Raw genomic sequence first — 13681 nt, forward strand, 5'->3', positions numbered from 1 at the left:
CGGCCGCCCTCGGACGAGGGCTCGGCGAGGGCCCGCGCCCGTCGGCTCACCCGACGATCGTGATCGGGGTGCCGAGCGGGACGACGTCCACCAGCCGGAGCAGGTCGGCGTTGCGCAGCCGGATGCATCCCATACTCACGTCCGAGCCGACCAGGTCCGGGCGGTTGGTGCCGTGCAGGCCGATGATGCCCTCGGCGCCGTTGAACTGGGTGATCACGTCGGAGAACCCGGACAGGCCGAAGGCGAACGGCCCCCAGGGGCCGTTCGGGTCGCCCGGGCGCAACAGCTCGGTCAGGTAGAACGTGCCGGTCGGGGTGGGGGTCGCCCCGGTACCGATCCCGACCGGCAGCTTCGTGACCACCGTGTTGTCGCGAAAGATCGTCAGCTGGTGCTCCGAGCGGTCGACGAGCAGCTCGAACGGCGTGGTCGAGATCGTCGTGTCCGCCGTGCGAACCCATCCCACGCTGCCGTTCGGCCGGACGGGAACCTTGACCCGCAGCCAGGCGGGCTGCCGCTCCTCGACGCCGAAGAGCAGCGGAACACCGCGGGGGTTCGGGCTCGCCAACGTCCAGCGTGGCTCGTCGTCGCCGGGCCGCCCGAAGATCTTGATCTGGGGGACGTCCGCGTGCGCGACCCAGCTCCAGCCGGCGGGCAGAGCCAGCTCGGCGCCGTCGCCGGCGGGCGTGCCGTCCTCGCGGGGCGTCGCGCCGCCGGCGCGCGGGCCGACCGAAGGGCTCGCGCCGGGCGCCGGGTGGGGGCGCGGGCCGGGATCCGGTGCGGGACTCCGACCGGACCCGCCGCAGCCGGCGAGCAGCGTCATGCCCACCATCGCGGACAGCAGGACAGCGGTGGCCGCTGCCGGCCCACGCCGCCGGCCAGCGGTGTCCTGCTGTCCCCGCCGCATCCTTTCAGCCATGCCCCCCACACCCCCCGAGACGCGTGCCTTGCCGTGCCGGCGTCACGGCCGCGGCTGGGCCGGGTGGTCCGGCGGGACCACGAGCGCGGAGATCGTCTGTCCCCCTGGCAGCCACCTCGCTACCCTGCGGCCACTGTCGTCGCTCAGAGTAATGAAAGGGAGGGGGGATCATGCGAACGCCAGCCCGGCGGATGAACCGCGCCGCAGCCATCATCGCCGGGCCCTGCTGCCGGGCGGGGCATCAGCGCCCGTCCGGCAGCAGGGCAGGCGGCTCAGGGCAGGCGGGCCAGGATCCGGTAGGCGTTCGAGCGCCTACCGGTGGTGAGGTACGGCCGGCTCGCCATGTCCCACGCGATCGCCGCCGGCATCGCGGTGAACACCGCCGCGCCGACGAGGGCGCGCCGGCCGCGGGCCAGGCCGGGCCGGCTGACCTCGCGCCACGGGACGGCCGGTGACGGTGTCGCGCGCTGCCACATCCCCCAGAAGACCACCGGGGCGTCCCCGCGCTGGTGCGTCTCGCCGAAGCGCACGTCCAGCACCTCGAGGCCGACCTCGCCGAGGGCGGCCGTCAGGTTGTCGGCCGGGACGAGATGCTGGTGCTGCGGCACGAACCAGCCCGGCCAGTACGTCCCGTACCACCGGGCGGCCGGGCTCTGCGCGTTCGGCACCTCGATGAGCAGGTGGCCGCCCGGGGCGAGGACCTCGGCGGCGGCGCGCAGCTCGGCCCGCGGGTCCCGGGTGTGTTCGAGGTAGTGGAACATGCTCACGACGTCGTAGCGCCCGCTCATCGTCCCGGCGAGGTCGGGCAGCAGCCCCCGGTAGGCCTGGTCGACCCAGCCCCGGCGCTCCGCCTCGCCGATGGCCGCGCCGATGTCCAGACCGTCGAACGAGGTCGTCGGCCACACCTCGCGCGCGGCGGCGCAGAAGTGCCCGAACCCGCCGCCGACGTCCAGCCAGCGCCGTGGCGTGGGTACGTCGATCCGCGCCCGTTCCAGGTAGCTGTCGGTGTTGCGGCGGAAGAGCTCCTCGGTCAGCCCGGAGCCCAGGCCGGAGTAGGTGTCCCGGTAGTAGAAGGCGAGGCCGTCGAGGGTCAGCCGCGGGTTCTGGAAAACGTGGCCGCAGCCGCCGCAGCGGTCGTACCGGAACACCCCCGGCTTGACCTGGATGGCGTCCGCGCCGCGCAGGGCCAGCGAGAGGTCCGTGCCGCCGCACCAGGGGCAGCTCGTCGTGGCCGGCTCCAGGAACCGGTCGATGCCCGCGGCCAGGTCGGCGGCGTACTCACGCCGCTTCGCGGCCAGCACGGCGGGCTCGGGGGTGGGCGGTCCCGGCCTGGGCAGGTCCACGCCCGAGCCCGTCACCGCGCCGCCGACCGCCGACGCGAGGGTCCGCAGCGCGGGCCGCCGGCGGGTCAGCGGGCTGCGGACGAGGTCGGCGGCGGGCACCCGGATGCGCCCGGCTCCGACGACCAACGGCTGCAGCCACGACAGCACCGCCGCGCCGAGCGCCCAGCCCGGGGCCGCGGTGGCCCCGGCGGCCACCGCGAGGTCGCGGGCGAGAGGGAAGAACGGTTGGCCGGGCTCCCACGGGCGAGCGGCGAACTGCACCGCGACCCGGTCCGACCCGTCCGCCGACCCGGTCGGCGGCCCGCCGTCCGCGGGTGTGAAGCCGTCCGCGGTGGTGAGGCTCGGCAGGATCGCCAGATCCGTCGACGCGGGCGCGAGCAGCTTGAGGGCCGCCGTCGCCGCGACCAGGTCGACGCGGCTCGGGTCCTTCAGGTCGAGCCCGGTGCGCTCCAGGACGTCCCGGTCGACCAGCAGCGCACGGAAGGCTCCGCGCCCCCGTTCCAGCCGCTGGGTGCGGTAACGCGCCGGATCGACCAGCCGCGCGAGGTCGAGCAGTTCGTGCGCGGGCAGCTCGGCCGGCACGAGGTCCAGGACGGTGAGGCCCTCCCGCAGCGCGTGCGCGCTCGCCGCCCGCCGGGCCGACTCGTCGAGGCGGACGCCGTCCGCCAGCAGAAAGACGTGCGAGGGGTGTACCGGCTCGTCGGCCGGTGCGATGACGGCGAGTGCCCGCATCCGTGCGCGCAGCCGCAGGCCGTTGATCCCGACGCCCGCGCATGCGGCGACCGGCAACAGCGCTCGACGGTTCATGACGCCTCCTGTCTTGGCACCTCCGGAGGCGCCGCGACGGTCACCTCGCAACGTACGTCCCCGGGCGCTCCGCTCCGCGCCCACCCCACCCCGCTTGGCGATCCAGGATGGTGTGTACGGTTCGCTCCCGTTGCCGGCTGGTTTCGGTTCCCGGCCGGTTCCGAGCGGTCCGGTCCGGGCAGGTGAGGTCACAGACGGTGCGAGGAGACGGATCGGGCGACTCGCGGACGAGGGGATGGTCAATGCGGCGTGTGCGGGTCGTCGGGGTGGCGCTCGCGGTCGTCCTGGCGGCGCTGGCCGGTGTCACGGCGTTCGCCTGGGCGGTCCGCGGCACCGACGCGGGCGGCTCGATGGCGGACCGGCTCAGCCTCGCCGACGGCGACACCGCAGGCGGCTCCGCCAGGGCGGGGGACCCGGGCGGCGGCGCGGCGGGCGCGGAATCCGGGCGCGGCACCGCGGAGCACCCCGCTGACGGCCCGGAAACCGGCGCCGACGAGCTGTCGGCCGCCGACCCGGGCGGCGCGGGGAGCGGCCCCGGCGCCGGTTCGGCCGAGGAGAACAGCTGGGTCGAGTCCACGCTGGCCGGCCTGTCGCTGGAGCAGCGCGTAGGCCAGATGATGATGGGATACGTCTTCGGTACCGCGGGCGCCGACCGGAGCCCGGCCGTTGTCACCGCGAACCGGCGGACGTCCGGTGTGGACACGGCCGCCGAAGCCGTCGCGAAACGGGGCCTGGGCGGCGTGATCTACTTCGACGCCGGCGGGACGGGCCCGGGGGCGCTCCCGGACAACATCGTCAACCCGAACCAGGTCAAGACGCTGTCCGCGGACCTGAGCGCGGCGGCCAGCATCCCGCTGCTGATCGCCGCGGACCAGGAGCAGGGAACGGTGCTGCGCGTCCGGGACGGCGTGACCCTGCTGCCCGGCCAGATGGCACAGGGCGCGACGGGACGTCCCACCGACGCGCGGGACGCCGCGCAGATCACCGGCGCGGACCTGCGCGCCCTGGGCATCAACGTCGACTTCGCCCCGGACGCGGACGTCAACAGCGACCCGGCGAACCCCGTGATCGGTGAGCGCTCCTTCGGCGACGACCCTGCGGCGGTCGGGCGGTTCACCGCGGCGGCGGTCGAGGGATACCGGCAGGTCGGGGTGGCCGCGGCCGCGAAACACTTTCCCGGGCACGGCGCGACGTCCGTCGACAGCCACGCCGACCTGCCGACGATCACCAGAGACCGGGCGGCGCTGACGGCGCTCGACCTGCCGCCGTTCCGGGCGGCGATCGCCGCGGGCGTACCGATGGTCATGGTCGGTCATCTGAACGTCCCCGCGCTCGACCCGGCCGCGCCGGCGACGCTGTCGAAGCCGGTGGTCGACGGCCTGCTGCGCCACGAGCTCGGCTTCGACGGCGTCATCGTCACCGACGCGCTGAACATGGCCGCGATCACCGAGCACAACACGCCCGGCGGCGCGGCGGTGCGAGCCGTCCAGGCCGGCGTCGACATGCTGCTGATGCCACCGGACCTGGCGCAGGCGCTTGATGCTGTGGTTTCCGCTGTGCGCTCCGGGGCGATCGTTCCGGAGCGGATCGACGCCTCGGCACGTCGAATCCTGAGGATGAAGTGGAGGCTGGCGCACACCGAGCCCGCCGCGGCCCGAACCCCCGAGGAGGCGGCGGCCACCGCAGCCGCGATTGCCGAGCGGGCGATCACGCTCCTTGACCAGCCGACGTGTGACCTGCTCCCGCTCAGCCGCGGCACCGCCGGCGCAGGTGCGGGCGGGAGGCAGCCGGCGGTGGAGGTCTCCGGGCCGTCAGGCGCCGCGAAGATGCTCGTGGACGCCCTGGGTGCCCGGGGGATCGGCGCCCGGTTGGCCGCCCAGGGCTCCGGCCGCCCGCCAGCGCCGCCCGCAGCGGGCGCCTCGGGAGCGGGTACGGCTGTGGTCCGGGTGGTGCTGGTCGGGAACTCGCCGCCGCCCGTCACCGATCGGCGGACCGTGGTCGTGTCGACCGGGACGCCCTACCGTCCGCCGGTGGCCGCAGGGGCGTGGCTGGCGAGCTATTCACGCGACCCAGCGTCGATGAAGGCGCTGGCGGCGGTGCTGGCCGGCGCGGTGCCACCCTCCGGCCGGCTGCCGGTCGTCACCCGAACCGCGACCGGCACCGCGTTGCCGCGCGGCGCAGGCCTACCGACCCCGCGCGCCTGCTGACCTCGGCCGCTCCTCCCGACCCGTGGTCGGTGGCGTGCCTGCCGCCGGGCCCCATCGCCGCAGGTGGTGGGCTGTGGTCCGCACCGGTCGGGGTCGGCGCTGCGCCCCGTCGACGTTGCCCGGCAGGAGCCCGGGCGGAGGCCTACCGCCCGGGCTCCTGCCGGGGATTGATAGCACTTTGCCCAGCGCCAGGGCCGCCACCGTGGACCCCAAGCCACCACAATCTGGTCGCTAGAAAACAACTGTGGCGGGTGAGTGAGTCCATGGACTCACTCACCCGCCACGCATCAATGCTGGGGCTGGTAAGGGTGCCGGGGAAGGTGTCAGGGGTGGAGTCGCCCTGGTGGTCGGGGGGAGTGGCATAGCGCCGGGGATGCTGTCGCAGGTACCTCTCGGGACCTGTGTCCGGGATGCCGCGTGGTGTCGGGGTTGCCGCCGCAGGCTGTGGGCTGCCCTCGGGAGCCGGTGGTTGGGGGGCGCAGCCCGGTGTCGGGGCTGTCACCGCAGGCTGTGGGCTGCCCTCGGGAGCCGGTGGTTGGGGGGCGCAGCCCGATGTCGGGGCTGCCACCGCAGGCCGCAGGCCGCCCCCAGAACCCCACCCGCCGAGGGGGCCACGGGGGGCACCGCCCCCCGGCAGACATGGCGAGTCGACCAGGCCCAGGTTCCCTGGGCACAGCAAACCCATCGACGAGCGGGTGACCGGGATCGAACCGGCATGGCCAGCTTGGAAGGCTGGGGCTCTGCCATTGAGCTACACCCGCGTAGGTGATGGAGGGAAGCTTACCCCGTAGGATGTGGGGGCAACGCCTCGGGGCGTAGCGTAGTGGCCAGCGCGCCTGCTTTGGGTGCAGGAGATCGGGAGTTCGAGTCTCCCCGCCCCGACCGATACCCTCGGCGCGTCACCCCGTCCAACGTCGTACCAGGAGACCGCCGCGCCGTGAAGGCCACCAAGGAGACCCTCAGCCCGACCCGGGTCAAGCTCACCGTCGAGGTGCCCTTCGACGAGCTCAAGCCGTCCGTCGATGCCACCTACCGCAAGCTGGCGCGCCAGGTGCGCGTCTCCGGATTCCGCCCGGGCAAGGTCCCGCCGCGGATTCTGGACCAGCGCCTGGGGCGCGGTGTGATCCTCGACGAGGCGATCCAGGAGGCGCTGCCGCGCCTTTACTCGGAGGCCGTCCAGGCCGAAGAGGTGGACGTCCTGTCGCGGCCTGAGGTGGACATCACCGAGTTCGCCGATGGCGTGCAGCTGGTCTTCACGGCCGAGATGGATGTGCGCCCGGAGGTGACCCTGCCGGAGTTCGGCGAGCTGGAGCTCGTCGTCGAGCCGGCGACGGTKACCGATGAGCAGGTCGAGGAGCATCTGACGAACCTGCGTGACCGGTTCGCCGTGTTGAAGCCGGTCGAGCGCCCGGTCCAGGAGGGCGACTTCGTCTCGCTGGACCTGTCGGCGTCGGTCGACGGTGAGGCGATCGAGGACGCGACCGCGACCGGCATGTCGTACGAGGTCGGCAGCGGGAACCTGATCGACGGGATCGACGAGGCCATCACCGGCGCGTCGGACGGCGATGAGCGCACGTTCGACACCGAGCTGCTCGCCGGTGAGTACGCGGGCCGCACGGCGCAGGTCACCGCTGTGGTGCGGGGCGTGAAGGAGAAGGAGCTCCCGGAGCTCGACGACGACTTCGCGACGACGGCCAGCGAGTTCGACACGCTGGAGGAGCTGCGCGCCGACGTCCGGACCAGGCTTGAGTCGAACCGGAAGGTCGAGCAGCTGGGCGAGGCCCGCGACAAGATGCTCGACAAGCTGATCGAACTGGTCGAGGTTCCGGTGCCGGATTCGGTGCTGGCCGGCGAGCTGGAGGCCCGTGAGCACCGCCTCGGGCACGAGCTGGAGCACATAGGTACGGACCGGGCGACCTACCTGGAGACGCTGGGCCAGTCGGCGGAGGAGTTCGACGCCGAGGTCCGCAGCTCGGCGGGTAAGGCGATCCGCTCGCAGTTCATCCTGGACGCGGTGATCGACGCCGAGTCGATCGGCCTTGACCAGGGTGAGCTGATGGAGCAGATCCTGATGCGCGCGCAGCGGGCCGGTGTGCAGCCTGACCAGTACGCCCAGCAGCTCGCGCAGGGCGAGGGGCTGACCGCCCTGATGGCGGATGTCCTCCGCACGAAGGCGCTGTTCCTGCTGCTGGAGAACGCGAAGGTCGTCGACACTGAGGGTAACGCGGTGGAGTTGAACCTGCCGCGCCGTCCGTCGGGCGAGGCCGAGGACGACGTCCGGGACATCTCGGACGAGCTGGACGCCGAGGAGCTTGAGGTCCCGGCGGCGGCTCCCTCGGCGGAGGTCACCGCCGCGGCCGGCGACGAGGCCACCGCCACCGCTACGGACGCGGACGGCGAGGGCGACTCCGAGCCGCCCGCGTCCGAGACCAAGTAACGACTGCCAGGTAACGACTGCCAGGTAGCGACCTCCAGGTAACGACCGCCGAGCAGCGGCCGCCCCTGTGACGACGCCGCCCTGCGCCACGGGCGCCGGGCGGCGGCCGTGGGGCACGGTGCGTGGCACAGCGGGTGGATTCGACCGACGGCCTCCGGAACGCGAGTTTCGGAGGCCGTCGGCGTGTCCGGTGCCACGCATGGACACCGAGAGGCACGCTGTCGCCCGGCACGGTGACGACGGGTGCGCGGCCGGGCCGGCGGCTGGTCACGGGCCCTCGACGCACATCGATGCCGGACTGGCTCGGCCTCACGCCGAGCGCGAACATCGAAGGAGAAGCACCGGAACCGGCTCGTGTCACAGATAGTGTCGAGCCGGTCAATCAGACGCCGCCGAAGGAAGCCGAGGATCCGACCGTGAGTGACATCGCCGCCCCTGGCCTGGCTGTCCCGGGCCCGAGTCTCCGCTCGCCGGGACAGAATGGCCCCGGCTTCGACGAGCAGGTCTTCAACCGTCTCCTCCGTGAGCGGATCATCTTCCTCGGTTCGGTGGTGGAGGACTCGATCGCCAACGCGATCTGCGCGCAGCTCCTGCTGCTGAACGCCGAGGACCCCGAGCGGGACATCTTCCTCTACATCAACTCGCCCGGCGGCTCGGTCAGCGCCGGYATGGCGATCTACGACACCATGCAGTACGTCGAGAATGACGTCGCCACGGTTTCGCTGGGGCTCGCCGCGTCGATGGGCCAGTTCCTGCTCTGCGCGGGCGCGCCGGGCAAGCGTTACTCGCTGCCGCACGCGCGGATCATGATGCACCAGCCCTCCGGCGGCATCGGCGGAACGGCGTCCGACATCGCGATCCAGGCGGAGCAGATGCTCTACACCAAGCGGATGATGCAGGAGCGCATCGCGTTCCACACCGGTCAGCCCGTCGAGCAGATCGAGCGGGACTCCGACCGCGACCGCTGGTTCACCGCGGACGAGGCGAAGGACTACGGCTTCGTCGACCACGTCGTCCAGCGGGCCCGCCAGGTCCCCAGCGAAGGACCGGTGAGCTGACGCCCGCCGCGGYAGCGAGCCGTCCCGACCCTCGTCACCCGCTCTCCTCGGAGGCAGTCACCATGCACGGACCACAGGGCTACTACGGAACGCAGAGCCGGTACGTCCTCCCCAACATCATCGAGAAGACGTCCCGCGGTGAGTACGGGATGGACCCGTACTCGAAGCTGCTGAAGGAGCGCATCGTCTTCCTCGGCGCGCCGATCGATGACACGTCGGCGAACGACGTGATGGCGCAGCTGCTGTTCCTCGAGTCCGAGGACCCGGACCGCGACATCTCGATCTACATCAACTCGCCCGGTGGGTCGTTCACGTCGCTGACCGCGATCTACGACACCATGCAGTTCGTGCGTCCCGACATCCAGACGATCTGCATGGGCCAGGCGGCGTCCGCGGCGGCGGTGCTGCTCGCGGCCGGTACCCCCGGCAAGCGGTTCGCGCTGCAGAACAGCCGCATCCTCATCCACCAGCCGTCGGCGCAGGGCGAGGGCCAGTCCAGCGACATCGAGATCCAGGCGCGCGAGATCCTGCGCATGCGGTCGCTGCTGGAGCACATGCTCGCCGAGCACACGGGGCGCACCGAGGAGGCCGTCCGCAAGGACATCGAGCGCGACAAGATCTTCAGCGCTGACGAGGCCAAGGACTACGGCATCATCGATGAAGTGATCAAGACCCGGAAGTCCTCGCGGCTCGCCTCGGCGCGCTGAGCCGGCGCCGAGTCGGCCCCGCCGGGCCCGGGCACGGCGGGGCTCACCGGGCCGCCCTCGGTGGGCGCCTCCGGGGCGCCGCTTCCTCCGTCGGACCCGGGCCGCGGGCCCGGCGGCCCTGTGGTGGCGCGGTACGCGAGAGGCTCGTCGGTGGCGGGCCGGGTGCGACGGGTTGGCATCCTCCCGTCCCCTTCCGGACGCCCGATCGGGCGGTGGTGCCGAACGGGCCGTCTGGACGAGCGGGGACGGGTCCGATGACCGTAGGCTGACCGGTATGAGCCCAGCGATTGGGCTCTCACCGGACGCCCCCGCGGGGTACCGTCCCCACGGGGACGGATACAGGCAGACACGCGACGACCGGGCGGTGCCCACCGCCCCCGACACGCAGGCGACACCATCGTCTGGACGAAGGGACTGAGTCCTCGGTGGCACGCATCGGTGATGGCGGTGACCTGCTCAAGTGCTCCTTCTGCGGTAAGTCTCAGAAGCAGGTGAAGAAGCTCATCGCCGGCCCCGGCGTCTACATCTGCGATGAGTGCATCGATCTCTGCAACGAGATCATCGAGGAGGAGCTCTCCGAGTCCTCGGAGCTCAAGTGGGAGGAGCTCCCGAAGCCCCGGGAGATCTACGAGTTCCTCGACGGGTACGTGGTCGGTCAGGAGGCGGCGAAGAAGACGCTGTCGGTGGCCGTCTACAACCATTACAAGCGGGTGCAGGCGGGCGGTGCCTCCGGCGGTGACGCCGGCAAGGGCGAGGTGGAGCTCGCGAAGAGCAACATCCTGCTGCTGGGCCCCACGGGGTGCGGCAAGACCCTGCTGGCGCAGACGCTGGCCCGGATGCTGAACGTCCCGTTCGCCATCGCCGACGCGACCGCGCTCACCGAGGCCGGGTATGTCGGCGAGGATGTCGAGAACATTCTTCTCAAACTCATCCAGGCCGCCGACTACGATGTCAAGAAGGCCGAAACCGGCATCATCTACATCGATGAGGTCGACAAGATCGCCCGGAAGTCGGAGAACCCCAGCATCACCCGGGACGTCTCCGGCGAGGGCGTGCAGCAGGCGCTGCTGAAGATTCTCGAGGGAACGACGGCGAGCGTCCCGCCGCAGGGCGGCCGCAAGCACCCGCACCAGGAGTTCATTCAGATCGACACGACGAACGTCCTGTTCATCGTCGGTGGGGCTTTCGCCGGTCTGGACCGCATCATCGAGTCGCGCATCGGCAAGAAGTCGCTGGGGTTCCGCGCGGTGCTGCACGGCAAGGACGACCCGGACGCCTCGAACGTCTTCGGCGACATCATGCCGGAGGACCTCCTCAAGTACGGAATGATCCCGGAGTTCATCGGCCGACTGCCGATCATCACCAGCGTCTCCAACCTCGACCGCGAGGCGCTCATCCGGATCCTCACCGAGCCGAAGAACGCGCTCGTCCGCCAGTACAAGCGGCTGTTCGAGCTGGACGGCGTCGACCTCGACTTCACCACCGACGCACTCGAGGCCATCGCGGACCAGGCCATCCTGCGCGGGACGGGCGCCCGCGGCCTGCGCGCGATCATGGAAGAGGTCCTGCTCTCGGTGATGTACGACATCCCGAGCCGTAAGGACGTCGCCCGCGCGGTGATCACCCGGGAGGTCGTGCTCGAGCACGTCAACCCGACCCTGGTGCCACGCGACGTCGCCGCGTCGAAGCGCGGCCCGCGCCAGGAGAAGTCCGCCTGACGAGATCGCGGCCGGCCGCCCCGGCACTGGTCGCCGTGGCCTCGGCGACGGCGAGGTGCCCGTGCCGGCCGCGGCCTCGGAACGGGCGTCCCGATGCCATAACCTCGGCTCCGTGACAGACGCACGCACGGGGCGCACGCCGGACGACGCGGCCGAGCTCGCCCGGGTGGAGAAGGCACTGGCCGGGCGGTTCCCGCACCGGATGCACCCGGACCTGGACCGGATGCGGGATCTCGTCGACCTGCTGGGGCACCCGGAGCGGTCCTTCCCGTCCATCCACATCACCGGGACGAACGGCAAGACGTCCACGGCGCGGATGATCGACGCGCTGCTTCGGGGCTTCGGACTGAGGCCGGGCCGGTACACCTCCCCGCACATGGAAAGCGTCACGGAGCGGATCAGCATCAACGGCGTGCCCGCCGACGCTGAGGTGTTCGCCAGGGCCTACGACGACGTGATCCCCTACGCGGAGCTCGTCGACAGCCGCCATCCCGAGCGGGTCACGTTCTTCGAGCTGCTCACCGCGATGGCGTTCTCCGCCTTCTCCGACTCGCCCGTGGACGCCGGGGTCGTCGAGGTCGGCATGGGCGGCACCTGGGACGCGACGAACGTGGTCGACGCGGGCGTCGCGGTGATCACGCCGGTCTCCCTCGATCATCCGGAGCTGGGTGACACCGTGGAGGCGGTGGCGGCGGAGAAGGCGGGGATCATCCGGCCGGACGCCCTGGTGGTGCTGGCGCAGCAGTCGCTGCCCGCCGCCGAGGTCCTGCTGCGGCGCAGCGCCGAGGTCGGCGCCACCGTCGCGCGGGAGGGCCTGGAGTTCGGCGTCGTCGGCCGGCGGGTGGCGGTGGGCGGCCAGGTGTTGACCCTGCGCGGTCTGGGCGGGACGTACGAGGAGGTCTTCCTGCCGCTGCACGGCATCCACCAGGCGCACAACGCGGCCGTCGCGCTGGCGGCCGTCGAGGCGTTCCTCGGCGGCGGGCAGGGCCAGCTGGACGCCGACGCCGTCCTCGCCGGGTTCGCCCAGGCCGACTCGCCCGGCCGGCTGGAGGTCGTGCGGCGCTCGCCGACCATCGTCCTGGACGGCGCGCACAACGTCGCCGGCGCGCAGGCCCTCGCGGCCGCGGTCGACGAGGCCTTCGGCTTCGACAATCTTGTCGGGGTCGTCGGTGTGCTCGGAGACAAGGACGCCGAGGGCATCCTCGCCGCCCTGGAACCGGTGCTCAGCAGTGTCGTCGTGACCCAGAGCACGTCACCGCGGGCGATGGGCGCGGACGACCTGGCCGCGATCGCGGTGGACGTCTTCGATGCCGACCGGGTCGAGGTGGCGCCACGGCTGGACGACGCCCTCGAGGCCGCGGTGCGGCTCGCGGAGGAGGAGGGCGAGCTGGGCGGCACGGGTGTGCTGGTCACCGGCTCGCTGGTGACCGTGGGTGAGGCGCGGCACCTGCTTCGTCGCTGACCGTCCGTCGGCCGGCGATGATCTGATGTGCCTGGTGATCCCGGTGTTGCCCGCGCGGTGCTCTGACGGGTGGTCCGGGGGACTGCGCGGACCGGTGGTGAACGCCGACCCTGTAGGTTTGCCAGGGGCCAACCGGTGTCGCGTAGACGCGGTCCGGGCGCCCCTACCACGTCGAAGATGACGAAACGATTCCGAAGGAGTCCCGTGTCCGCCGAGCGCACCCTCATCCTGGTCAAGCCCGATGGCGTCAGCCGCGGCCTCGTCGGTGAGGTCGTCGGCCGCATCGAGCGTAAGGGGCTGAAGATCGTCGCACTCGAGCTGCGCACGCTTGAGCGCTCGGTCGCCGAGACCCACTACGGCGAGCACGCCAGCAAGCCGTTCTTCGGCGAGCTGGTGGAGTTCATCACCTCCGGCCCGCTCGTCGCGCTGGTGGTCGAGGGGCCCCGCGCGGTCGAGGCGCTGCGTGGCCTGATCGGCGCCACCGACCCGGTGAAGGCGGCTCCCGGGTCGCTGCGCGGTGACTTCGCGCTCGAGATCGGCCAGAACCTCATCCACGGTTCGGACTCGCCCGAGTCGGCCAAGCGCGAGATCGACCTCTTCTTCCCCGGCCTGAGCTGACCCACCCGGCTCCGGCCGGCCCGTCCGAGGGTGGCCGGCGGCACCGTTGCGGGTGAACCGCCGGCCGCGCGGCGCCCCGTCGCGGTGGCACCCCCGTGGGGCCGCTGGCCGGGCGAGCCGTCCCGGCGGGCGTTTCGTCACCGATCCGGGGCGGTTGCGCTCGGAGCCCGGCGCCCGATCGGTGGCGCTGCGCCGCCCGCTCGGCAACCGTCCCGGATGGCCTGGCGCCGACCGGCGTGCCGTGCACGCCCCGCTACGCGCGGGGTGACACGCTTCCCGGTCGGCGCGGCGACCCCACCGGGGGCGGTCTACGCTTTCAACTGCCCGGAACGTGTCCGGCGGGCTGCGGCGAACGACCTTTCAGGCGGTCGCCGTGACCGTGTTCTCGCGCGGCGCATCCGGGCCGTC

General features: G+C 72.3%; 9 protein-coding genes and 2 tRNA genes. 8 read left to right on the plus strand and 3 right to left on the minus strand.

Features of this window, described 5'->3' with window-relative positions; all coding sequences use genetic code 11:
• Window positions 1–46: 46 nt before the first annotated feature.
• Together BBK14_RS10685 and BBK14_RS10690 are read right to left on the minus strand one after the other, a co-directional pair.
• The gene (locus tag BBK14_RS10685) at window positions 47–916 is read right to left on the minus strand and encodes a L,D-transpeptidase (protein WP_241831385.1); all 870 of its coding nucleotides are present in this window, start codon (window positions 914–916) and stop codon (window positions 47–49) included.
• A gap of 272 nt (window positions 917–1188) precedes the next feature.
• The gene (locus BBK14_RS10690; RefSeq protein WP_071061494.1) at window positions 1189–3066 is read right to left on the minus strand and encodes a class I SAM-dependent methyltransferase; all 1878 of its coding nucleotides are present in this window, start codon (window positions 3064–3066) and stop codon (window positions 1189–1191) included.
• A gap of 242 nt (window positions 3067–3308) precedes the next feature.
• On the opposite strand from BBK14_RS10690, the gene BBK14_RS10695 reads away from it, so the two are divergent.
• Window positions 3309–5273, plus strand: coding sequence for a glycoside hydrolase family 3 protein (locus BBK14_RS10695; RefSeq protein ID WP_071061496.1), 1965 nt, complete (start codon window positions 3309–3311; stop codon window positions 5271–5273).
• 690 nt (window positions 5274–5963) lie between these two features.
• On the opposite strand, the gene BBK14_RS10700 is transcribed toward BBK14_RS10695, so the two are convergent.
• Window positions 5964–6034 (minus strand) — tRNA-Gly (locus BBK14_RS10700).
• Window positions 6035–6082: 48 nt separating this feature from the next.
• On the opposite strand from BBK14_RS10700, the gene BBK14_RS10705 reads away from it, so the two are divergent.
• The 7 genes from BBK14_RS10705 to ndk all read left to right on the plus strand — a co-directional run bounded on the left by BBK14_RS10705 (window position 6083) and on the right by ndk (window position 13273).
• A tRNA-Pro gene (locus BBK14_RS10705) sits at window positions 6083–6155 on the plus strand.
• A 55-nt stretch (window positions 6156–6210) separates the two neighbouring features.
• On the plus strand, window positions 6211–7710 hold the full coding sequence (tig, locus tag BBK14_RS10710) for a trigger factor (protein ID WP_071061498.1): 1500 nt from the start codon (window positions 6211–6213) through the stop codon (window positions 7708–7710).
• 416 nt (window positions 7711–8126) lie between these two features.
• Window positions 8127–8768 (plus strand): ATP-dependent Clp protease proteolytic subunit, encoded by a 642-nt coding sequence (locus BBK14_RS10715; protein WP_020462741.1) that lies wholly within the window; start codon window positions 8127–8129, stop codon window positions 8766–8768.
• 62 nt (window positions 8769–8830) lie between these two features.
• Window positions 8831–9475, plus strand: coding sequence for an ATP-dependent Clp protease proteolytic subunit (locus BBK14_RS10720; RefSeq protein ID WP_018500228.1), 645 nt, complete (start codon window positions 8831–8833; stop codon window positions 9473–9475).
• 425 nt (window positions 9476–9900) lie between these two features.
• Entirely contained in the window at window positions 9901–11193 is a 1293-nt protein-coding gene (clpX, locus tag BBK14_RS10725; protein WP_020462740.1) for an ATP-dependent Clp protease ATP-binding subunit ClpX, read from the plus strand.
• A gap of 112 nt (window positions 11194–11305) precedes the next feature.
• Complete coding sequence (locus BBK14_RS10730; protein WP_041254813.1) at window positions 11306–12655, plus strand: bifunctional folylpolyglutamate synthase/dihydrofolate synthase; 1350 nt, start codon at window positions 11306–11308, stop codon at window positions 12653–12655.
• A gap of 204 nt (window positions 12656–12859) precedes the next feature.
• Window positions 12860–13273 (plus strand): nucleoside-diphosphate kinase, encoded by a 414-nt coding sequence (gene ndk / locus BBK14_RS10735; RefSeq protein WP_083390855.1) that lies wholly within the window; start codon window positions 12860–12862, stop codon window positions 13271–13273.
• The last annotated feature ends 408 nt before the right edge of the window (window positions 13274–13681 follow it).

The sequence above is a fragment of the Parafrankia soli genome (assembly GCF_001854695.1).
Taxonomy (GTDB): domain Bacteria; phylum Actinomycetota; class Actinomycetes; order Frankiales; family Frankiaceae; genus Parafrankia; species Parafrankia soli.

Bases quoted from the DNA above. Each gene is read 5' to 3' on its own strand.
- BBK14_RS10690 (WP_071061494.1), bottom strand. From the start codon at position 3,066: ATGAACCGTCGAGCGCTGTTGCCGGTCGCCGCATGCGCGGGCGTCGGG.
- BBK14_RS10695 (WP_071061496.1), top strand. From the start codon at position 3,309: ATGCGGCGTGTGCGGGTCGTCGGGGTGGCGCTCGCGGTCGTCCTGGCG.
- BBK14_RS10685 (WP_241831385.1), bottom strand. From the start codon at position 916: ATGGCTGAAAGGATGCGGCGGGGACAGCAGGACACCGCTGGCCGGCGG.
- BBK14_RS10720 (WP_018500228.1), top strand. From the start codon at position 8,831: ATGCACGGACCACAGGGCTACTACGGAACGCAGAGCCGGTACGTCCTC.